General features: G+C 70.9%; 19 protein-coding genes. 11 read left to right on the top strand and 8 right to left on the bottom strand.

Annotation, left to right across the window (positions count from 1 at the left end):
• Positions 1–13 precede the first annotated feature (13 nt).
• Entirely contained in the window at positions 14–1,270 is a 1,257-nt protein-coding gene (locus ACZ6SA_RS45160; RefSeq protein ID WP_465835345.1) for an MFS transporter, read from the top strand.
• A gap of 18 nt (positions 1,271–1,288) precedes the next feature.
• On the opposite strand, the gene ACZ6SA_RS45155 is transcribed toward ACZ6SA_RS45160, so the two are convergent.
• A complete protein-coding gene (locus ACZ6SA_RS45155) occupies positions 1,289–1,927 on the bottom strand; it encodes a TetR/AcrR family transcriptional regulator (RefSeq protein WP_347649600.1) in 639 nt (212 codons plus the stop codon).
• A 66-nt stretch (positions 1,928–1,993) separates the two neighbouring features.
• Here ACZ6SA_RS45155 and ACZ6SA_RS45150 point away from each other — a divergent pair, with 66 nt between their 5' ends.
• The gene (locus ACZ6SA_RS45150) at positions 1,994–2,758 is read left to right on the top strand and encodes an SDR family NAD(P)-dependent oxidoreductase (RefSeq protein ID WP_347649601.1); all 765 of its coding nucleotides are present in this window, start codon (positions 1,994–1,996) and stop codon (positions 2,756–2,758) included.
• Between the two features lie 198 nt (positions 2,759–2,956).
• Here ACZ6SA_RS45150 and ACZ6SA_RS45145 read toward each other — a convergent pair whose 3' ends face one another.
• Entirely contained in the window at positions 2,957–3,391 is a 435-nt protein-coding gene (locus tag ACZ6SA_RS45145; protein ID WP_347649663.1) for an SgcJ/EcaC family oxidoreductase, read from the bottom strand.
• A 204-nt stretch (positions 3,392–3,595) separates the two neighbouring features.
• On the opposite strand from ACZ6SA_RS45145, the gene ACZ6SA_RS45140 reads away from it, so the two are divergent.
• On the top strand, positions 3,596–4,498 hold the full coding sequence (locus tag ACZ6SA_RS45140) for an NAD-dependent epimerase/dehydratase family protein (RefSeq protein ID WP_465835343.1): 903 nt from the start codon (positions 3,596–3,598) through the stop codon (positions 4,496–4,498).
• A 102-nt stretch (positions 4,499–4,600) separates the two neighbouring features.
• Here ACZ6SA_RS45140 and ACZ6SA_RS45135 read toward each other — a convergent pair whose 3' ends face one another.
• The gene (locus tag ACZ6SA_RS45135) at positions 4,601–5,245 is read right to left on the bottom strand and encodes a TetR/AcrR family transcriptional regulator (RefSeq protein ID WP_465835341.1); all 645 of its coding nucleotides are present in this window, start codon (positions 5,243–5,245) and stop codon (positions 4,601–4,603) included.
• Between the two features lie 121 nt (positions 5,246–5,366).
• On the opposite strand from ACZ6SA_RS45135, the gene ACZ6SA_RS45130 reads away from it, so the two are divergent.
• From ACZ6SA_RS45130 to ACZ6SA_RS45100, 7 genes are all read left to right on the top strand, one after another.
• Positions 5,367–6,560: an alpha/beta hydrolase family protein gene (locus tag ACZ6SA_RS45130; RefSeq protein ID WP_465835339.1), complete on the top strand. Its 1,194-nt coding sequence runs from the start codon at positions 5,367–5,369 to the stop codon at positions 6,558–6,560.
• A 387-nt stretch (positions 6,561–6,947) separates the two neighbouring features.
• Complete coding sequence (locus ACZ6SA_RS45125; protein WP_465835337.1) at positions 6,948–8,447, top strand: FAD-dependent monooxygenase; 1,500 nt, start codon at positions 6,948–6,950, stop codon at positions 8,445–8,447.
• A 130-nt stretch (positions 8,448–8,577) separates the two neighbouring features.
• The gene (locus tag ACZ6SA_RS45120; protein WP_347649606.1) at positions 8,578–9,396 is read left to right on the top strand and encodes an AfsR/SARP family transcriptional regulator; all 819 of its coding nucleotides are present in this window, start codon (positions 8,578–8,580) and stop codon (positions 9,394–9,396) included.
• Positions 9,397–9,543: 147 nt separating this feature from the next.
• Positions 9,544–10,893, top strand: a complete 1,350-nt coding sequence (locus ACZ6SA_RS45115; RefSeq protein ID WP_347649607.1) for a lanthionine synthetase C family protein — start codon at positions 9,544–9,546, stop codon at positions 10,891–10,893.
• Between the two features lie 30 nt (positions 10,894–10,923).
• The gene (locus tag ACZ6SA_RS45110; RefSeq protein WP_465835334.1) at positions 10,924–14,172 is read left to right on the top strand and encodes a lantibiotic dehydratase; all 3,249 of its coding nucleotides are present in this window, start codon (positions 10,924–10,926) and stop codon (positions 14,170–14,172) included.
• Positions 14,169–15,977 carry an ABC transporter ATP-binding protein gene (locus tag ACZ6SA_RS45105; RefSeq protein ID WP_465835332.1) on the top strand — a complete coding sequence of 603 codons (1,809 nt, stop codon included), beginning with the start codon at positions 14,169–14,171 and terminating at the stop codon, positions 15,975–15,977. The genes ACZ6SA_RS45110 and ACZ6SA_RS45105 overlap by 4 nt, the downstream gene beginning before the upstream one ends.
• A gap of 55 nt (positions 15,978–16,032) precedes the next feature.
• Positions 16,033–17,910, top strand: coding sequence for an AfsR/SARP family transcriptional regulator (locus tag ACZ6SA_RS45100; protein WP_465835330.1), 1,878 nt, complete (start codon positions 16,033–16,035; stop codon positions 17,908–17,910).
• A 77-nt stretch (positions 17,911–17,987) separates the two neighbouring features.
• Here the strand turns inward: ACZ6SA_RS45100 and ACZ6SA_RS45095 are convergent, their stop codons facing one another.
• The 4 genes from ACZ6SA_RS45095 to ACZ6SA_RS45080 all read right to left on the bottom strand — a co-directional run bounded on the left by ACZ6SA_RS45095 (position 17,988) and on the right by ACZ6SA_RS45080 (position 19,873).
• Positions 17,988–18,128 (bottom strand): hypothetical protein, encoded by a 141-nt coding sequence (locus tag ACZ6SA_RS45095; protein WP_347649611.1) that lies wholly within the window; start codon positions 18,126–18,128, stop codon positions 17,988–17,990.
• Between the two features lie 227 nt (positions 18,129–18,355).
• The gene (locus ACZ6SA_RS45090; protein WP_347649612.1) at positions 18,356–18,904 is read right to left on the bottom strand and encodes a peroxiredoxin family protein; all 549 of its coding nucleotides are present in this window, start codon (positions 18,902–18,904) and stop codon (positions 18,356–18,358) included.
• 15 nt (positions 18,905–18,919) lie between these two features.
• A complete protein-coding gene (locus ACZ6SA_RS45085; protein WP_347649613.1) occupies positions 18,920–19,456 on the bottom strand; it encodes a MauE/DoxX family redox-associated membrane protein in 537 nt (178 codons plus the stop codon).
• A gap of 177 nt (positions 19,457–19,633) precedes the next feature.
• Positions 19,634–19,873 (bottom strand): hypothetical protein, encoded by a 240-nt coding sequence (locus tag ACZ6SA_RS45080; protein WP_347649614.1) that lies wholly within the window; start codon positions 19,871–19,873, stop codon positions 19,634–19,636.
• Positions 19,874–19,933: 60 nt separating this feature from the next.
• On the opposite strand from ACZ6SA_RS45080, the gene ACZ6SA_RS45075 reads away from it, so the two are divergent.
• Positions 19,934–20,095, top strand: a complete 162-nt coding sequence (locus ACZ6SA_RS45075) for a hypothetical protein (protein WP_465835327.1) — start codon at positions 19,934–19,936, stop codon at positions 20,093–20,095.
• A gap of 161 nt (positions 20,096–20,256) precedes the next feature.
• Here ACZ6SA_RS45075 and ACZ6SA_RS45070 read toward each other — a convergent pair.
• The coding region (locus ACZ6SA_RS45070; protein WP_465835325.1) for a hypothetical protein at positions 20,257–20,472 on the bottom strand (216 nt) is incomplete at its 5' end.

The following is a 20,472-nucleotide window of genomic DNA, read 5'->3' as shown; positions in this document are numbered from 1 at the left end:
GAGACTGGCCCGCATGACGACACGCCAGGCCGCACCGGCGCGGGCCGCCACCTACCGCGAGGTGTTCGCGGTGGGCCAGTTCCGCGTGCTGTTCACCGGCTACACGCTCTTCCTCTGCGGCGAGACGGTGAAGATGCTCGCGCTCTCCGTGACCGTCTACGCCGGCACCGGCTCGCCCCTCCTGGCCGCGCTGGCCTACGTCGCCGGCTTCCTGCCCTACGCCCTCGGCGGCACGCTGCTGCTGGCGTACGCCGACCGGTGGCCGCCGCGGGCCGTGATGGTCGGGTACGACCTGGTCCGCGCCGCGGTCGCCGCCGTGCTCGCCGCGGGGGTGCTCTCCCCCACCGCGATGCTGGTGCTGGTGTTCGTCACCGGCATCCCCAGCGCGGTCGTCTCCGCGGCGCGCAGCGCGCTGCTGCCGGAACTGCTCGACGGCGACCGGTACGTGCTCGGCCGGGCCGTGTTCTCCATGGCCGCCGGCGGCACGCAGGTGCTCGGCTTCGCCGTGGGCGGGATGCTGATCGCGGCGCTCGGCCCGTACGGCGCGCTCTGGATCACCGTGGCGAGCTGCCTGCTGTCCGCCGCGCTGCTGCGCCTGCGGCTGGCCGGGCGGCCGCGCCGCGGCACAGCCGCGGGGTACGCGGTACGCGAGACCTGGCGCGTCAATCGCGACCTGCTGCGCCGGCCGGCGGTCCGCTCGCTCCTGCTGGCCCAGTGGTTGCCGCCCGCGCTCATGGTCGGCGCCGAGGGCGTGCTCGTCCCGTACGCCGTCCAGGTCGGCATGCCGGACTCGGCCGGGCTGCTGTTCACCGCCGTGGCGCTCGGCATGCTCACCGGCGACCTCGCGATCGGCCGGCTGGTCACCCCGGAACGAAGGGAACGGCTGGCCGGGCCGCTGGCGTTGCTGCTCGGCGCGCCGCTGCTCGGGTTCGTGCTCTCGCCCGGGCCGGTCACCGCGGCGCTGCTGCTCGCCGTGTCCGGGTTCGGGGTCGCGTACCAGCTGGGGCTGGCCCGGCGCTTCCTGAACGCGGTGCCGGAGGCGAACCGAGGCCAGGCCTTCGGGCTGGCGCTGACGGGGACCATGACGCTGCAGGGGCTGTTCGCGGCCGGCGGCGGGGCGTTGGCCGAGGTGTCGGCGCCCCGCCTGGTCGTCGGCGCGGCGGGCGCGGCGTCCCTGCTGGCCGTACTGGGTCTCTGGCGCGTGCTCGCGCCGCCGAGGCCGCGACGCCCGGCGGAGGGAGGGCGACGAAACCGCTCCTCAGGTCCCTGATCTGCTGGTCGGGGGTGATCAGCCCTCGGGCGGGCCGGGCGTTCGTGCGGGCTCGACGACGTCGTCGCCGAAGACCGCGGCGAGCGCCCTGCCGATCAGGCGGGGCAGATCGGTCCGCCCGTCGTCCGCGGCCCAGCGCACCAGCGCCGTGTGCAGGGCGGCCAGGCAGGCACTGGCCGCCGCCTGAGCCTGGAACGCCGTGTCGGGATCGGTGGCTTCGTCCCCCAGGGCGCTGATGATGGCCTGCTGGAGGGCGTACTGGTTGTCCAGGTGCTTGGCCCGCAGCGCGGGCGTCGAGATCATGAGCTGGAGGCGGACGAGCACGAACTCCCGGTCCGCCGTCACGTCGTCGCCGCTCAGCGCCGCTGCCGCGTCGACGAGCGCGCCGCCGATGCGGCGGACCAGAGGCTGCCCGGCGGACGAGGCGACGATCCGCTCGGCGATGAGCTCACCGAACTGGTCGACCAGCACGAGGTCTTCCTTGGTGGGGAAGTGCCGGTAGACGGTCATGGGCGACACGCCGGCCGCCTCGGCGACGTCGTTCATGGTCGTGGCGTCGTATCCGCGCTCGCTGAACAGCCGTATCGCGTGCGCCTGGATCGCGCGCTGCGTCTGTGCTCGTCGTCGCGCTCGCAGGGTTGATTGCTGGTCAGGCATGTGTTAGACACTACCAGACTGATAGTGACTACCATGTTGGTAGCGTCTAACAGAAAGAGTGGTGCAATGAACGATCTGACGGGCAGGGCGGCCCTGGTGACCGGAGCGTCGCGCGGCATCGGGCGGGCGATCGCGACCCGGCTGGCGAGCAGGGGAGCGACGGTCGTCGTGCACTTCGGCACGGACGAGGACGGCGCGACGGCGACGGTCGGCGAGATCGAGCGCGGCGGCGGGACCGCCTTCGCCGTCCGGTCACAGCTGGGTGTGGACGGCGACGTCGAGAAGCTCTTCGCGGGCATCGAGGCGGGCCTGGCCGGGCGGCCGCTCGACATCGTCGTCAACAACGCGGCGGCTCAGCCCGCCGGCCCGCTCGGAGCCACGACCCGGGCCGGGTTCGACCACCTCTTCGCGGTGAACGTGCGCGCACCCTACTTCATCATCCAGCGAGCGCTGCCTCTGCTGCGCGACGGCGGCCGGATCATCACGATCTCGTCCGTCGCGACCCGCATGGCCAACCCCACCCAGACGTCCTTCGCCATGACCAAGGGCGCCATCGAGACGATGAGCCTGACCCTGGCCAACGAGCTCGGGGTCCGGGGGATCACGGTGAACGCGGTCGCCCCCGGCGCCACCCGGACTCCCGCCAACGCCTCCTTCTTCGAAGCGCCGGGCCTGGCCGAATTCATCGCCGGATCGACGGCGCTCGACCGCCTCGGCGGCGCCGACGACGTCGCCGACGTGGTCGCGTTCCTCGCCTCCGACGCCGCCCGCTGGATCACCGGTCAGGTCATCGACGCCAGCGGCGGCCTGTTCCTGGGGCCGCGCACATAAGCGAACCCTCGTCAGGGCCACCTGTCGTCGGCGTCCGTGAAGCCAGAGCGTCGGCGAGGCCGGCGCGCCACGATCCGCCGGCCGCGCTCATCGGCCTCGGCGCGGATCAGCTCCTCCAGGCCCGGTCTTCACCCGCCCGCCAAGGACCGGGCGGCGGCGCTTCGGGCACCATACGACGTGGCACCCGAGGTCATACGCTCAGCCAAGGCCCTGGTAGACCTGCGTGTTCTGGGCGGCGGCGATCTTCCACAGCCCTGCCGTCCTGGCCAGGATGTAGAAGGGGCGGCCTTCGGGATCGCCTGTGGGCTCGCCGTCCCGGTCGACGGGCACCTGATGGACGTTGACCGCGGCGACGTCCGGGCGGATGAAGAGGACCCGCACCGGCGTGTAGGTCGCGGTGCCGTGCTTCATCGCCCCCGGCAGCACTTGCGCGGTGAAGTCGTGGATGGTGTCCCAGCCCGACAGCCGTTTGCCGTGACCGGTCGTCCACACCGGGTCCTCCTTGCTGAACAGGCTGAGAAAATCCTCGACCCGCTCGTTCTGCTGCGCTTCCTGGACCGCGGCGACCAGGGCGATGATCGCCTCGACATCGCCCTGGGGATCATCCGCGTCACCAAAGACTTCAATGGTCATCGTCACTCCGAGAGCGTCGTTCTCATTTACCCGGTCATGCTCTCAGGGAGTGCCTGCTCGCCGACTCCGTCGATTCGGACAACTTACGAGCAGAATCGGACGTGACGCTATGCGCGAGGCGCCCCGTGTGGCACATGCATATCTGAGGCTCTAGGTTGGAATCCTGGAACAATCCAGCCCGCGACGACGGAGAAATCAGCGGACATGAGAATTCTGGTCTTGGGTGGCACCCGGTTCGTCGGCCGTGCCATCGTTGACGCCCTGCTGCATGATCACGAGGTGTCCGTGCTCAACCGGGCGACTCGGCCGCTGTGGGACCGCAGGTTGACGCAGCTGGTCGCCGACCGGAACGACGCCGGGCAGATGTGCCGAGCACTCACCGCCGCCCGCTACGATGCCGTCGTCGATGTCTCGGGGACCGAGCCTGCGCACATCTCGAATATCATACGCGCGCTGCCGCGGAGGGAGAGCGTGCGCTACGTCTATATCAGCTCGGCCGCGGTCTACAATCGGCTGTCCGCCGATCCTCCTTTCGCAGAGAACGACAGGGCGGACGGCGACGCGATCTGGGACGGCTACGGAGAAGCGAAAGCCGCCTGCGAGACATTGCTGCGCGACGCGTTTCCCTCCGGTTCCCTCACGATCCTTCGCCCTCCTTATGTCTACGGGCCTCACAACGCCGAGCAGCGGGAGCAGTTTCTCTGGGCCCGTATGCTCTCCGGCCGGCCGGTCCTCGTTCCAGGCGACGGTGGCACCCGCATCCAGTTCATCGACGCCAGGGCACTGGCGCGCATTGTCGTCACTGCTTGCGAGGGATGGCTCGTGCCTGATGTGTACAACGTGGGAGAGCGCTCCACCTACTCGTTTCTCGAATATCTGCACATATTGGCGCGTGTGGCGGAAATCGTGCCTCGGTTGGTGATGGTCACGGATACTTCGATCCGTGCGCGTGACTACTTCCCCTTCCGCGACGCGGAACTGACGCTCGATGTGAGCAAGCTGGCAGCCACGGGCGTCATGGAAGGTTCGCACCTCGTGGAGGGCTTGGCGGAGACCCTCGCCTGGTTTCGGCGGCACGGCGAGCTGAAGCACGCTCCCGCTCCCTAGCCAGCGCCGGGTGCGCCTGGGGTTGCGGCAGTGCACGCAGATTCCCGGATGCCGTCGGCCGCGGGATCAGGCCCTCGGTTCTGGCCCGGGAGGAGCTTGGGATCAGGTGGCCTTGTCATCGGGCAGGCGATGATCGAGGCCGAGTGCGCCGAAGTATCCGTAAAAGAGGAAGCGGATGGACCAGTCTGCCATCTGGCGCGGCGAGTAAGGCAGGCTCCGATCCAGCCACCACGCGATCATGCCCAGGAAGAGTTCTGCGGCGAACACCGGAATGAGCGTCATGGGCATGCGGGCCTGATCCGGGTCGGGCTCGGCGGTATCGATCCGCTCCGCGATCCCCCCGCCCAGCAATTCACGCGCTCTGATCATGAACCTGCGGTTTCGCGGATAGCCGAGCAGCGGTTGATACATCCTGCGGTGTTCGGCGAAGTGCTCGAACAGCCTCTCCGCGCCCGCGATCCTCGAGTCCAGCTCGGCGAGTTGGTTTCCGCCCGCCCAGCCCGGGTGCACGGGCGTGGACTTCCCGACCTCCTCGATCGCCTTCGCGAGGACGTCGACCGCAAGGTCCTCCTTGTCCTCGTAATGACGGTAGAAGGTCGCGCGGTTCACCATCGCCAGGCCGGCGATGTCGCCGACGGTGACGGCGACGTAGCCGCGCTCACCGGCCAACCGCACCAGCGCGGCGCGCAGATGTGCGCGGGTCCGCACCACCCGCAGGTCTCCGGCCTGCTCCGGTTTCTGCGACACCTTGTCCTCGCTGTTGCATACGCGCCAGTGGGCCGTTCCTGTTGATTGAGCGCCACTCTACGGCGTATCTACGGTTGGGCCGTCTGCGAGACGTCAATCAAGGAAGCGAGGGCGATCTCAGATGGCTCAGCACTTCAACCGGCTGCGGTTCAGCGATGACATCGGGCTGGACGTCCACTATCTGCGCGTCCTCTCCGGTGCGCCGTACGGCGCGGCCTCCGCGGGGGAGGTCATGAACGTCGCGAGCGCGATGCGGGCTCGCGTCGGCGACCGCGACGCCTACATCGAGACGTGGGCCGACCTGGGCCGGCGGATCGCCGCGCAGGCGGAGGAGGCGGTGGCCGCCGGCCGGCGGGTGACCGCGCGAGCCGCGCACCTGAGGGCGTCGACCTACCTGCGCGCGGCGGAGTTCTTCTTCCCGGCGAGCCGGCCGGAGGAACGGCGGAAGCTCTACGAGGAGAGCCTCGCGCAGTTCGACGCCGCGGCGGAGCTCATGCCCCACCCGGTCGAGAAGGTCGAGATTCCCTACGAGGACGGCGTCACGCTGCCCGGCCACGTTTTCACGGTCGCTGACAACGGGCGCCCGCGGCCGACAGTGGTGCTGTGCGGCGGAGTGGACGGTTCCGGAGAGGAGATGTATCTGCTGGGCGGCATTCCCGACGCGCTGGCACGCGGGCTGAACGTCATCGTCTTTCACGGCCCCGGGCAGCGCGGGCTGCAGCTGCGCCATCCCCGCCTCGCGTTCCGCCCGGACTACGAGGTGCCACTCGGCGCGGTCGTGGATTATGCCGTCGGCCGGCCGGACGTGGACGGCGAGCGAGTCGGCCTGTACGGAGTGAGCTATGGCGGCTACCTGGCTCCCCGGGCGGCAGCGCACGACCACCGCATCAGAGCGCTGGTGGCCAACTCCCCGATGCGTGCGCCGCTCGGCGTGATCATGGGCGGTGCCGAGCGCGCGGCCACCGGGGTGGCGGAGCAACTCGATGAGGCCGGCTGGGCCGGACGGGCCATGATCGAGAACTACTTCATGTGGAACCACGGCGTGAGCAACCTGGAGGAGTTCGCCGCTCGCGCCCGGGCCTTCACCCTGGACGGCCTGGAAGAACAGATCATCTGCCCCACGCTGAGCCTCGTCGCCGAAGGAGAGACGGACATCGCGACGGATCAGGCCCGCCGCTTCCACCACGCGCTACGCTCCCCCAAGTACTTCGCGACCCTTCCCGCCGTGGACGGCGCGGACACTCACTGCGGCATCAGCAACATCCCCTACACCTCGGCCATGGCCTACGACTGGCTCGCCGAGCAGCTGAGGTAGTTGCCCGCGCCTGCCACCGCTCGGCGCCGCCGCGGAATCACGCTGGCCGGATGAGTGGGGACCCTGGCCGCAACTCACTGGTCACGCCCTGAGGGGTTGCCTAGCATACAAATGATTCTCTGGCGGCTACGTGCCGCACGGCGAGACCCATCGATATATCGGCCGCGAAGATGCGTCCGGTTCCCGTCAGCGTCAATGTCCAAGGGCCCGAGGCCGTCTTGCTGTCCGAAGGTGCTGTAGTCGCGGCGCGACGGCATTCTGCCTCGGAAGCGCGCTCCAAGATATCTGAATGCGTCAAGCAACCATTGATCGCCAGCGCACGTTGAGTAGACGCTTATTCCGGCGGAAGTTGACCGACGGGCTGGCCTTACATCCGAGGAGGCCGTCATGGTCGACAGCTCCAACCACAACGGCGCGCACCCCACCACAGACGTACTGGTCGTGGGAGCCGGCCCCACAGGGCTGCTGCTCGCCGGGGACCTCGCCGAAGCAGGCCTGTCGGTGACCGTGGTCGAGGCTCGCCCGCACAAGCTCAGCAACCTGTCCCGTGCCCTGGTCGTGCACGCCCGTGTTCTGGAGCAGTTCGACGCTCGCGGGATCGCGGACGAGGTGGTCAAACTGGGACACCCCATCGACCGGCTGGCGCTGTTCGAACGGGGTGAACTCAACCCCTCCCGGCTGCCCAGCCGCTACCCGTTCGTCCTGTTCCTCCCTCAATACGAAGTGGAACGCGTGCTGGAACGGCGGGCCCGCGAAGCCGGGGTCACCTTCGTCCACAACACCAAGGTCGTCGGCGTCGACCAGGACGCGAACGGCGTCACGGCCCGCGCGGTCGCGGGCAAGGACGCGAATCCGGACGGGCCGTCGACCATGTACCACGCTTCCTACCTGGTCGGGACCGACGGGGTGCACAGCACCATCCGGTCAGCGGTCGGCCTGCCCTTCCCCGGCAAGTCCATTCTCAGCTCGTTGATCCTTGCCGACCTCAAGCTCGGCCGCGGACCGGATCGGCCGTTCACGGTCAACGCGGTGCCGGACGGATTCGCGCTGCTCACCGAGATGGGCGATGACGCCTACCGGTTGACCGGCTGGAACCGGCACCACCAGCTACCCGACGACGCACCACTCGATGTCGAAGAGATCAAGGAACTGCTGCGACTCAACTTCGGCACCGACTACGGCATCACCGACGTCCGTTGGAAGTCGCGCTTCCACAGCGACGAACGGCAGGCCCCCGCGTACCGCGTCGGCCGCGTCTTCCTGGCCGGTGACGCCGCGCATGTGCACTCGCCGGCAGGCGCCATGGGCATGAACACCGGTCTGCAGGACGCCGCCAACCTCAGCTGGAAACTCGTGGCCGTACTCCGCGACGGAGCAGACGACCACCTCCTGGACACCTACCAGACCGAACGGCACGCCGTCGGCAAGATCGTCCTGCGGATGAGCGGGCTCCTCGTCCGCGCCGCACTGCTCCACGGGACCACCGCCCGGCTGCTGCGCGCCACCGCGGGAACCGTGCTCAGCAACGTGCGCCCGCTGGCCGACAGGGCCGCCGCCATGATCTCCGGCATCGGCATCTCCTACCAAGCCCCCCGGGGTGCACACGCGCTGACCGGGAAACGCGCCCCTGACGTCCAACTCGCGGAGGGGCGCCTGAACTATCTGCAACGCGGCGGCAACTTCGTGCTGATCACGCCCCCCGGCCGGAACGCGGACGTGCCCCTTCCCCGCCACGTGGTCCAAGCTCACTGGAACGGCGAGCGCCGTACCACCGCTCTCGTCCGCCCCGACGGCTATTTCTGCTGGGCGACGGAGGAGCCCGACGACGCGAACGCTCTACGCGCCGCACTGACCACCTGGGTGGGCCCGCTCCGCGAGCGCCCGTGAGCTGTGCTCTTCAGCAGGGCCGTCTGTCGGCGTCCGTGGAGTCCAGGCTTCGGCGAGGCTTGACGGGATGTCCGGTCAATGTCCTACGGAGGCCCTGGAAGGTCTGCCGGGCTCGCTCGACGATGTCCATGTGAATCATGCGATGTTCCCTGACCCGTCATCGCGACGCTCCAACACGCTGGGAGCACTGCGGTTCGGCGTGCTCGGAACGCTGGCCATCTGGCGGGAGGGAGGCTGTACCGAGATAGCCGCCGCCAAGCATCGGACCGTCCTGGCGATCCTGCTGGCAAACCTGAACCGGACCGTGAACGTCGGCATGCTCATCGACGAGCTGTGGCCGGGCCTGGCTCCGAGCACGGCCAGGAAGACCGTTCAGGGCTACGTCTGGCGGCTGCGCCGGGCGCTCGGGCCCTTCGCCGACCGGCTGGTGACCATCGGTTCGGGCTACCGGATGGTCCTGCCCGCGGACTGGCTCGACGTCCTGGAGTTCGAGAGGTCGGTCGACACCGCGCGCGTCGCCCTCCACGCCGGCGCGTCCGAGAGGGCGGTCGGCGAGCTGACCCGGGCGCTCAACCTGTGGCGCGGGCCGGCTTTCGACTGCGTGCCCCGCAGCCCTGCCATCGAGGCGTACGCGGTCCGGCTCGACGAGGCGTACGTGGCCGCGCAGGAGTCGCTCATCGCGACCCGGCTCAGCCTCGGCCGTCCTGCCGAGGTGGTGCCCGACCTGGTCGGGCTGACCGCGGCACATCCCCATCGCGAGTCGCTGCACCGCCACCTCATGACGGCGCTCCACCATACGGGGCGGCGGCTGGACGCGCTCGACGTCTTCCAGCGCCTGCGTTTCCGGCTGGCCGCCGACTACGGGCTCGAACCCGACCGGCAGACCACGGAACTTCACCAGGCGCTGCTCCAGGACTGCGTCGACGTGGCGGCCGTCCCGCGGCGGTGACCGTCCGCACGCCGGCCACCCACCCCCTCATGATCGCCGTTCCCGCGTGCGCCGGCTCTTCACGGCCCGGCCCGAACACCTTTGGAGATCTTCGGCATGCCTGATGCCCGCCTTCTTCCTCCGGCGACGACCTCGAAGGCCACTGCCGTGGCAACGGCGATCCTGCACCGCCTGTCCGACGAGACGCTCGTCACCGAGGTGGCGAAGGACGCGTCGCGGACGATGGGCCGGCCGGTCTGGGAGCCTGGAGCGTCACTGTACGCGGGCGCCGCCGGCAGCGCGCTCGCCTTCGCGTACGCGGCGCGAGCCTGCCCCGGCTCCTCCGAACACTGGTGGGCCCAGGCCCACCGCTGGTTGAAGCTGGCCGCCGCCGCCACCCGGGACAGGCCCCTGGTGGTCTCCGGCCTGTCGGACGGGACCGCCGGCATGGCGCTCGCCGTAGCCGGATGCGACCCGGACGGCCGCTACGCCCGGACGCTGAGCGGCTTGCACACCCGGCTCGCCGAGCAGGTCGACCAGCCGGACCTGGCCGACGACCACGACTTCTTCTACCCGCACTACGACGTGGTGACCGGGCCGGCCGGAATCCTCGGCCAGCTGGTCCCCCATCTTGGCGATCCCACGGCGCTGCGGGTCGCCACCGGCATCGTCGAACGCCTCATCGCCCGCTGCGACACCACCGGCCCTCGCGAGCGCGACGGCGGCTCGCTGCGCACCGCGCCATGGAAACCCTGGTTCATCGCCAGGAAGCACTACGACCGCTGGAAAGAGGAGGTCCGGCTCAACCCGTACGGCTTCGTGAACCTCGGCCTCGCCCACGGCATCCCCGGACCCCTGGCGGCGCTCAGCCGGGCCTGGCTGGCCGGGCACCGTGCCCCCGGGCTCGGCGAAGCGATCCGCGCCCTCGGCGACCTGCTCGTCGCGGCGTCGCGGCACGAGGACTGGGGCCGCACCTGGCCGCGGGTCCTGCCGTTCGACGAGGCGGGCGAGGTCGCGCCGGACAGCGGCCGCCCGACCCGGCCCTCCTATTGCTACGGCGCTCCCGGCATCGCCTCGGCGCTGCTCGACGCCGCCGACGCGCTCGGGGACGACACGATGCGGGCCGTCGCCGTGGAGGGCTTCGAGGCCGCGCTGCGCCAGATGGAGGACCTGCCGGCCGCGGCGCTGAACTACCCCGGGCTGTGCCATGGCGACGCCGGGGTGGTGCTGATCTGCCGCAAGTTCGCCACCCAGACCGGCAGCGTGGCGGCCGGCCCGGCGCTGGAACGGCTGGTCGACCGGCTGCTCGGCCGCTGCGACCCAAATCACCCCCTGCTCGTCCGGGACCACCGGCCGGTGCAGGCCGCGGAGCCGGGATCTCCGTCGGCTCTCAACCCCGACGGCACCTGGGTCGACGACCCCGGGTTGCTGGAGGGCGCCGCCGGGGTCGCGCTGACGCTGTTGTCCGTCGCCACGCCCGTGCCCCCCTTCTGGGCCCGGGCCGTTCTCGTCAACTGACCAAGCACCCAAGACCGGGAGGAAAGTCGAATGGCGCAGCCTGGCAGCGGTCCCGTCGCGGCCGCGCGGGCGTACGGCACCGGCCTGTACGCGGCATCGGATCTGTTCGTGCTCCGAGCGCCCGTCCTGCCCGCCGACACCTTCGTCAATCTGGGCGCGAACGCGGCCGTGCCGGCGCCTGCCGGCACTGCGGAGACGCTGGCCGCCGCCCGAGCCGAGGGCCGCGGGATCCTTCGCACGCTGGCCGCCTCGCCGCGGGTCCGCCAGGCGATTCAGGTCGCCAGCCCGAGCCTGGCCGCCGCGCTGCCCGGACTCGACGAGAACGTCCCGCGGGACCGGGCCGCCGACCGTGCGCACGCCGCGCTGCTCCGCTACCTCATCCGGATGTCGACCCGCCCCACCCCGCTGGGGCTGTTCGCCGGAGTCGCGCCCGGCGCGTTCCTGAGCGAGCCCGCGGCCGGCGGGGAGGGGATCGCGACGCTGGACCGCGACCCGGTGCGGGCCACGCGCACCCGGGCCGACAGCGCGTGGCTGGCCCATCTGGTGGAGCGGATCGGGCGCGACCCGAAGGTCCGCGACAAGCTGCGGGTACGGGTCAACGCGCTGCTGCGGCGCGTCGGGGACAGAGCCGTGCTGGTCAAGGTCGACGGCATGGACGAGCCGGAGCGGATCGAGCTGGCCGTCAACCCCGCCTTCGCGGCGGTGCTGGACCTGGCCGGGCACGACCCTGCCTACGGCGAGCTCGCGGCCGCGCTGGCCCACCGCTTCCCGAGCACGTCACCCGAGAAGATCCGCGCCCTGCTCGACCGGCTCTGGGACCTGGGCGTCCTCCTCCCCGACCTGCTGCCCTCGCCGACCGAGCCGCTGCCCGAGGTGCATCTGGCCAAGCGACTGATCGACCAGGACGTCCCTACCGGCGTCATCGACGGCCTGACCCGCCTGCGGCAGCTGGCCGACGACGTGGACCGGGGCCCGCGCGGCGGCGACGCGGCAGGCCTGGCGCGGCTGGAGGCGCACCAGCGGGCGATGGCGCCGGACTTCACCGGCCCGGCCTTCCAGATCGACGCCGCGCTCGCGCTGGAGCCCGCGACCCTGCCCGCGGACGTCGCCGCGACCGCGGCGGAGGCGGCCGAGCTGCTGATGAGGCTCGGCTGCGTGCGGCAGCGGCGCCCGCACATCGCCGGCTACCACGAGGCGTTCCTGGAGCACTATGGCGTCGACGCGGAGGTGCCGCTGCTCGACGTGCTCAGCCCGGAGACCGGGCTCGGCCCGCCCGACTCGTACACCCGGCCCGCCCGGCGGCATCCATGGCCGCGGCAGGCCGGGCAGACGCACCCGGAACGTGACCGGACGCTGGTCGAGCTGGCGTTGCACGCCGCCAGGGCGGGCCGGCCGGCGGTCGACCTCGACGACGAGCTGATCGAGCGGCTCACCGTCTGGCGCCCGGACGCGGAGCACAGCCGGCCGCGTACCTCCCTCGACCTGTTCTTCGCGCTGGCCGCCGACTCGCCCGAGGCGGTACGGGACGGCCGGTGGCGGATGGTGCTCAACACGATCGGCGTCTTCGGCGGCTGGCAGGCCTTCGGCCGGTTCTTCGACCTTTTCGACGAGGCCACCGTGACCCGCATCCGCACTCAGCAGCGCCTGGAGGAGGCGCTGCGCCCGGACACGGTCTTCGCCGAGCTCAACTACGGGGTCAGGCACCGGGGCGGGAACGTGGCCGGCCACCCGCCCACGCGCGACTACGAAGTGTGCGTGAACGCGGCCGCCACAGGGCCGCCCGTGCGGCAGATTCCGCTGGCCGACATCGTCCTCGGCGCCGACGCGGACCGATTCCACCTCCGATCCGTCTCGCTGGGCCGCCCCCTCTCGGTCGGCCAGACCCACGCCCTGACCGCCACGCGGGCGCCCAACGTCTGCCGTGCCCTGCTGGAGTTCTCGGAGGACGGCTACACCCCGACGTGCCGGTTCGACTGGGGCGCCGCGGCCGACGCCCCTTTCCTGCCGCGCCTGGTCCGCGGCAACGTGGTGGTGCAGCCGGCCCAGTGGACGATCACCGCGGCGACCTTCCCGGCGTGCCAGGACCCGGACGACTTCTTCCGGGCCTGCCGCACCTGGCGGCGTCAGTGGATGGTCCCCCGGTACGTCTATCTGGTCGAACTGGACAACCGGCTCCTGCTCGACCTGGAGCACCCGACCTGGGTGGACAGGTTGCACCGCCACGTGACCCGGCTGCCGGCCCGGTCCGGCGCGTCCGTCCGCCTGCACGAGGCGCTGCCGGGACCTGGCGATCTGTGGCTCCGCGATCGTGCCGGGCGCCCCTACCACGCCGAGCTCGCGGTGCCGCTGGTGTTGCGCGACCGTACCCGGATGCCGGAGCCGGCCGCCGCCCGGACCTCCGCGCCGCCCGCCACGACCCGCCGCTGGCTGGCCGGCGACGAGTGGACCCACCTGAAGCTGTACGCCGCCGCGGAGCTGCACGACGCGATCGTCGCAGGGCCGCTGCGGGAGCTGCTGGCCGATGACCGGTTCGGCCGCCTGGTGGACCGCTGGTTCTTCATCCGGTACGCCGACCCCCTGCCTCACCTGCGGCTGCGCTTCCACGCCCGCGGCCAGGAGCCGGCCGCGGAGGTGATGTCGCGGTGCGCGGCCTGGGCCCGCGGCCTCGTACACGCCGGCCAGGCCACCGACCTCGCGTTCTGCAGCTACGACCGCGAGGTGGAGCGGTACGGCGGCGGGCATGCGATCGACTCGGTGGAGACCGCCTTCTGGGCCAACAGCCGGGCCGCGGTCGAACTTCTCCACCTGCTGCGCACCGGCCGGTTCGACCCGGACGTCGTGCGCGTGGCCGCGCTCCACGAGCTGTACCTGGCCTGGGACGGCGGCCTGCCGCCACTCGACGGCGACGGCGTGGCGGCGTGGATGACCGACGCGGCCCGCAAGCGCTTCCGTGACGTGCGTCCCCTGCTCTGCGAGATCCTCACGCCGGGAGAGCTCCGCCCGGACCGTCGCGCCCCGGAGTATCGGGCCGCCCTGGAACCGGTGTTCGCCCGGCAGCGGCGGCCGCTGGCCGAGGCGGGCCGGCGGGTCCGCGATCTCGCCTCCCGCGGGCTGCTGACCGGCGACGAGCGCAACGTCATCGAGAGCCTCGCGCACATCCAGTCGATCCGGCTGGCCGGGATCGACCGCGACCAGGAGCGGCTGAGCCGGGCGCTGTGGTCGCTCAGCCGGCGCGCGATCCGCAACCGCCCCGCCGCCACGGCCGGAGCCCGACGGTGAACCGCCTGACGGTCCTGCTGCGCACGATGCGGCTGATGGTCACGCTGGCGCCGGGCAGGGTGCTGGCAGCCGCGCTGCTCGCCGTGGCCGGTGCGCTGCTGCCGGCCGCCAGCGTGGCGATCCTGAGCTGGTCGCTGCAGCTCCTCGTGGAGGAGGCCCGCGGCGGCTCCGGGGCCTGGACCGGAGGGGCCACCGTCGCCGTGCTGGCGCTCGCGACCGCGTCGACGTTGACGTTCCTGTTCGCGGTCGGGCAACGCTACAACGAGACGCTGCTGCGGCAGCGGCTGGGCAACGCGGTCATCGACCGGGTCCTGGCCAAGGTGCTGACGCTGGAGCTGCGCCACTTCGAGGACGCCGCGGTGTACGACTCGCTGGAGCGCGCCAAGGCCGGCGCGCGCAGCCGCCCCCACCAGGTCTTCGCCGGCCTGCTCGCGACGGTGTCGAGCGTGGTCACGATCGGTTCTGTGGCAGCGCTGCTGCTGTCCTGGTCTCCGCTCGCCGCCGCGCTCATGCTCGTCTCGCCGGCGCCCCTGGCGATCGCGCAGGTCGTCCACCACAGGGCGCGCTGGCGGGTGGAGTTCGCGCGCTCCGCCGATCAGCGCCGACTGTTCTACCTGGAGTACCTGCTCACGAACGACAAGGCGTACAAGGAGATCCGCCTGTTCGGGCTCGGCCCGCTGTTCCGCCGGCGCTATGCGGCCGTCGTGGACGGGTTCTACGACGTCGACCGGCGGCTCGAAGGGCGCCACGCGGTCGCCTGCGCGCTGCTCGCGATGTGCGGGGCCGTCGCCGTCGGCCTGGCGCTCCTTCTCATGGTGCAGGATGCGGTGCGCACCGGTCAGGCGGGGCAGTTCGCCGGCTACGTCACCTCGGTCGTCCTCATCCAGACCTCGATGCGCGCCTTCTTCGAAGGTGTCGCGAAGCTCTACGACGACTCCCTGTACCTGTGCAACCTGTTCGAGTTCCTGGACCTGCCGGTGCCGCAGCGGCGGCCCGCCGTGACGCCCTTCCCGGGGTCGCTGCGCAAGGGGATCGAGTTCCGCGACGTGTCGTTCACCTATCCGGGCACGGACACGCCGGTTCTGGACCGGCTCAACCTCTTCCTGCCCGCCGGCCGGTGCGTGGCGCTGGTCGGCGCCAACGGCGCCGGCAAGAGCACGATCGTCAAGCTGCTGACCCGGTTCTACGAGCCGACCGAGGGCGTCATCCTGGTCGACGACGTGCCGCTCGCCGCGTACGGCCTGGACGACCTTCGGGAGCACGTCAGCGTGATGTTTCAGGACTTCATGGAGTACGAGGCGCCGGCCCGGGAGAACATCGGCTTCGGCCGGGTGGAGAGCATGTCGGACCGGCCCGGTGTCAGGCGGGCGGCGGAGCGCGCGGGCGCTCTGTCCTTTCTCGACCCGTTGCCGAGCGGTCTCGACACCACGCTGGGCCGCTGGTTCGAGGGGGGACGGGAGCTGTCCGGCGGGCAATGGCAGAAGGTGGCGCTGGCCCGGACCTTCTTCAGGGCGGCTGCGATCAACGTTCTGGACGAGCCGGCCGCCGCCATCGACGCCGCCGCCGAGGCGGAGCTCTTCGCCCGCCTGGCGAATGCCGCCGCCCGGTCCACCACGCTGCTGATCGCGCACCGGTTCTCCACCGTTCGCGCCGCCGCGGACCGCATCGCCGTCATCGACGGGGGACGCGTCGTCGAAGAGGGCGGCCACCACGAGCTGATCGCGACCGGCGGTCTCTACGCCCGGCTGTTCCGGTTGCAGGCGGCCGGGTACCAGGACGAGCCAAGTGACGCCGTTCCTCGGTGAGGAACCGCATGGGGGGACGACATTGCCGAGGTTGACGGTCGGAATCCTTGGTCCCTTGTCCGTCACGGTCGAAGGGCGGCCGGTCCGGCTGACAGCCGGCAAGCTGCGCACGCTGCTGGTGGCCCTGGCGCTGTCGGCGGGCCGGGTCGTCTCGGTGGAACGACTGGCCGAGATGGTGTGGTGCGACCGGTTCCCGGCCGACTCGCGACGGAGCCTGCAGAACTACGCCGCACGGCTGCGGAGCGCCATGGGCGATCGGTTGATCGAAACGCGCCCGGGAGGGTTGCTGCTGCGTGCCGACGCGGATGACGTCGACGCGCTGCGCTTCCTGCGTATTCTCGACCGGGCCGCGCAGGCTCGGGACCCCGATGCCGAACGTGAGCTCCTCGACGAGGCCCTGGCCCTGTGGCGGAGCGAGCCGTTCGAGGACGTGGATTCCCCCTGGTTGCGGGAGAGCGAGGCGCCACACCTGACCGAGCGGCACCTGGCGGCGCTGGAGCGGCGCGTCGACCTGGACCTCGTCGGGGGGCGGAAGAGCCGCTTCACCGCGGACCTGAGGAGGCTGACCAGCCGGCATCCCCTGCGCGAGTCGTTGTGGCTGCGCCTGCTTCAGGCGCTCGGCCAGGACGGCAGGCGGGCGGAGGTTCTCGATCGGTACGAGGAGCTCCGGACGCGGCTGGCGCACGATCTCGGCGTGGATCCCCATCCCGCCATCCAGCGGTTGTACGCGGAACAGCTCGCCGATCACCCGAACGCCCACGCGGAACCGCCCGCCGATCACCCGCGTGCTCCTGTCGTCGCCGGTCCCTCGGCGACGGGCGATCCACCGGATCGCCCTGCCGGGGTCGCATCGCTCTGCGCCGCGTCAGCGCGACGGCTCCCACCGGCCACGGTGGACTTCGTCGGCCGCGAGCGCGACCTCGCCTCGCTGGCCGCTCTGGTGCAGGCGGAGCCGGCGACGGCGATCGTGGTCGACGGGATGGCCGGCGTGGGCAAGACGACGCTCGTCGTCCACCACGCCCACCAGGTGGCCGCCCTTTTTCCCGACGGCCAGCTCTTCATCGACCTGCACGGCCACACGCCCGGCTGCGCTCCGGTGCCGCCGGAGGACGCGCTTCATCGCCTGCTCCGCACCCTCAACGTGCCCGCGGACCGCATCCCGCCCCACGTGGAGGACCGGGCGGCTCTGTATCGCGGCCTGCTGGCAGACCGGAAGGTCCTGCTCGTGCTCGACGACGCGGCCGGCGAAGCACAGATCCGGCCGCTCCTGCCGGGCAGCGCGAGCTGCCGTGTCCTGGTCACCAGCAGAAGACGCCTGACAGGTCTGGACGGAACGCGCACGCTGACGCTCGGCGTTCCGCCGCCGGCCGACGCGATCGCGATGTTCACCCGCGTCGCCGGACCGCATCGAGTGGCCGGCACCGCCGCCGGAACGCTGGCCGAGACCGTGACGCGGTGCGAGCTTCTCCCGCTGGCCATCCGGCTGGCCGCCACGCGGCTGCGCTCCCATCCCACCTGGAGCGTGGTCCGGCTCCTGGCCCGGCTGACCCCGGCACGCCGGCGGCTGGCCGAGCTGGCGGTCGGAGAGCGCAGCGTCGCCGTCGCCATCGACATGTCGTACCGGAGCCTCCCCGAGCGCCTGCAGCGCGCCTACCGGCTGCTCTGCGCGCACACCTGCGAGAGTTTCGGCGCCGACCAGGCCGCCGCCCTCATGGACGCGGACACCCTGGCGGCCGAGCGGGTTCTGGAGGGCCTGATGGAGGCGAACCTGCTGCAGGAGCCGGCCCCGGGCCGCTACACCTTCCACGGCCTGATACGCGATCACGGCGCGGAGCTGGCGACCGGAGAAGGCAGCGGCTCGACGGGGCGAGCGATGCCGCTCACCAGCCTGCCCCGCCCTCCGAGAGGGGCCCTGGCCGAGCGCGACGGGTAGGCGACCGGGCGCCGCCGCCGCGCCTCGCCATGATGACTGAGGCTGCGGCTGCGGCGCCCGGTGCACGACCCGTCCCGTCAGTTGTTGCAGCAGTCGTGGTCGAAGATGCCGCTCGAAGGGGCCCCGGTCGAGGCGTTGGCCGCGCTCGTGTACGACGCTCCCACGAGCGCCAGCCCGGCCACGGCGGTCGCGGCAAGGAACCGTGCGAAGAACTTCATGAGGGACTCCTTTTCTCCGTGAGAACTGTCGGCATCAGTAAAAGGCCGGCGGTCCTCATAGGCGCATAGGATCCGCCTCAGATTTCGCGTCCCTCCGGATCAAGCGTGATGCCGAATTGAGGCAGCCCGATGGTGCAATGGAATGCGTGGGCGGCGAACTGTCGCGAAGAAGTGCCGGCCTGCCGCACACGGACGAAGCCGTGTACGGCAGGCCGGACATGCGAAAGTCACGGTCTGGCAGGCGTGACCTCGCGCAGGTCGCCCGCGCTCTTCCGGACCGTGCCGTCCTGGTCGAGCACGACGAAGGCGGGCCAGTTCCGCACACCGAACGCCTGCGACACCGGGCCCGTCTGCGGCTCGACGACCACTCGGGCGACCTCGCGCACGGCGCCGACGAGGTCCGCGCCCTGCTCGGCGGATCCGGCGACCACCACCAGGATCTGCTTCCGTCCACCCGGCAGTGCCTTGGCGTGGTCGACGAAGCGGGGCAGCGCCTTGCGGCAGGAGGAACACCCCGTGGAGAAGAACGCGGCGAGAAGCGGGCCCTTCAGGCCGCGCAGGGACACCGTCTCGCCATCGGTCGCGGTCGCGGTGAAATCGGCGACGCGGTCTCCGGCCCGGGGCAGGGAATTACGCTCCAAGAGCTGGTCGAGACCCGCCCGAGCCCATTTGGCTGTGTACTCGCGCAGCCGGTGCAGCGCAAGGAGCACCAGCAGCAGGTTGAGCCCGCCCAACACACCGACGACGACGATCGCGGCGGCCGTCACACCATCCATCGACACGCTCCTCCTTCAGCGGGGTAGAACCAGGGCCACGAGGTCGTCGTACGCGATGACCAGTGCCGCCGCGACGACGGCCGCGAACCCGGAGACGATCAAGGCCGCCGTGTCGAACCCGGCGCTCCCCATGTGGCCGGTCAGCACGGTTCCCGCCAGGCCCACGCCGGCGGTCATGAGGAGAATCGCGTTGCGTACGAGATGCCGCGCCCCGAGCGGCTGCGTCGACGTGCCGAAGCACCGGCAGCTCGTCGACGTGCCACGCCGCAGGGCTGATGCGATCACCAGCGAGAAGACGATCAGCAGCGCGGCCCCGATGCCCAATCCCGCGGGCGCGGTGACGCCGACCGGCATCAGTGCCGCCGCGGCCAACTCGCACGCGATCACCGCACCGGCGACGGCGGAACTCCAGCGCGCTTTCACGCCGAACGCACTTACGGTGGCACGGAATTCGATGAAACCCCGCCGCCCGCGCACCTTGCTCCCGGCAGCGGCGACGAAAACCAAGGCGAGCAATATACGGCAACCAAAGCCGATATAAGCGATCAGCATCTGCATCCTCATGACAAAGGGTGTGCGCGGCAGCGCCGGACCGCCGAGCCGTCGAGATCCGATTCGATCCCCGGTCGTCGACGGCTCGGCGGTGGTGAGCCGACTACGGGAAACCGGCCTCGTCCCCGGAGACAGGCCGCTCGGGGCCGACCGTTGCCCGTCCGCAAGCCCGCATGCTCAGGCGCAGCTCCATGGGTGGGTGGCGCAAACGGTGATGCACACGCAGTTCGACCACCTGTCGCACTCGCCGTCCCTGATCTCGCCGGGCATCGACGACACGAGGATGTCGAGGTCGAACTCGTCCATGAGAGCGATGTTCGCCGGGTCCTGCGATCTTGTGTCCAGAGCAGGCGCCTCGGACGTCGTGAACTCGGCGAACGCGGTTGGATCGGCCACCTGAACCGTGTCGATGGACATGGTGTTTCCTCCCTTGCTACGCGTGGCTCTTCTCTGCGTCGGACGCTATCCAGCCCGGGTGTGGCGGCGGTGTTGCCCGGGTTGTGCGACGTGCGCTCGCTGGAGGAGGGCGACGAGCTTGAGGAACAGACCATCGGGAACCCCTCGTTCGAGAAGGTGTTCCGGGAGAACGGCCAGGTCTATTTCTCCTCCTGGCCTGCATTGAGCCGCCTGGAGCCATGAATTCTCGCTGGCCGTGAGACCCGCGCGTGTCACACCTGGGCCACTTCATCAGGTCATGGAGCCGGATCGGGGCAGGCCGCGCGAGCGGCCTTCCGGCGATCAGGCCCGCGTCAACGCCAGCGCCCATACCATACGGTATAGTATGGAAACGCGTGAACCATTCAACGACCGAGGAAAAACATGTCAGCATTACCCGATCCGGTTTGGCCGGTTGTCGTCCTGGCGATCATCCAGGCCGGCGACGCCGTCATGTGCGTCAAACCCGTTCCGTTCATCGCCCAGTGAGTGTTTTCCAACCTGAAGCCGCAGGTCGCGGGCATGCTGCGCGGAAGAGCTTGATCGACAAGTAGAAGAGCCCCTGGTAGAAGGGTTGTCGA

This window comes from Nonomuraea sp. NPDC049378, assembly GCF_055586745.1.
This window is presented reverse-complemented; position numbering and strand designations above follow the sequence as displayed.

Bases quoted from the DNA above. Each gene is read 5' to 3' on its own strand.
- ACZ6SA_RS45160 (WP_465835345.1), top strand. From the start codon at position 14: ATGACGACACGCCAGGCCGCACCGGCGCGGGCCGCCACCTACCGCGAG.
- ACZ6SA_RS45155 (WP_347649600.1), bottom strand. From the start codon at position 1,927: ATGCCTGACCAGCAATCAACCCTGCGAGCGCGACGACGAGCACAGACG.
- ACZ6SA_RS45150 (WP_347649601.1), top strand. From the start codon at position 1,994: ATGAACGATCTGACGGGCAGGGCGGCCCTGGTGACCGGAGCGTCGCGC.
- ACZ6SA_RS45145 (WP_347649663.1), bottom strand. From the start codon at position 3,391: ATGACCATTGAAGTCTTTGGTGACGCGGATGATCCCCAGGGCGATGTC.
- ACZ6SA_RS45140 (WP_465835343.1), top strand. From the start codon at position 3,596: ATGAGAATTCTGGTCTTGGGTGGCACCCGGTTCGTCGGCCGTGCCATC.
- ACZ6SA_RS45130 (WP_465835339.1), top strand. From the start codon at position 5,367: ATGGCTCAGCACTTCAACCGGCTGCGGTTCAGCGATGACATCGGGCTG.
- ACZ6SA_RS45125 (WP_465835337.1), top strand. From the start codon at position 6,948: ATGGTCGACAGCTCCAACCACAACGGCGCGCACCCCACCACAGACGTA.
- ACZ6SA_RS45110 (WP_465835334.1), top strand. From the start codon at position 10,924: ATGGCGCAGCCTGGCAGCGGTCCCGTCGCGGCCGCGCGGGCGTACGGC.
- ACZ6SA_RS45095 (WP_347649611.1), bottom strand. From the start codon at position 18,128: ATGAAGTTCTTCGCACGGTTCCTTGCCGCGACCGCCGTGGCCGGGCTG.
- ACZ6SA_RS45090 (WP_347649612.1), bottom strand. From the start codon at position 18,904: ATGGATGGTGTGACGGCCGCCGCGATCGTCGTCGTCGGTGTGTTGGGC.
- ACZ6SA_RS45085 (WP_347649613.1), bottom strand. From the start codon at position 19,456: ATGCTGATCGCTTATATCGGCTTTGGTTGCCGTATATTGCTCGCCTTG.
- ACZ6SA_RS45080 (WP_347649614.1), bottom strand. From the start codon at position 19,873: ATGTCCATCGACACGGTTCAGGTGGCCGATCCAACCGCGTTCGCCGAG.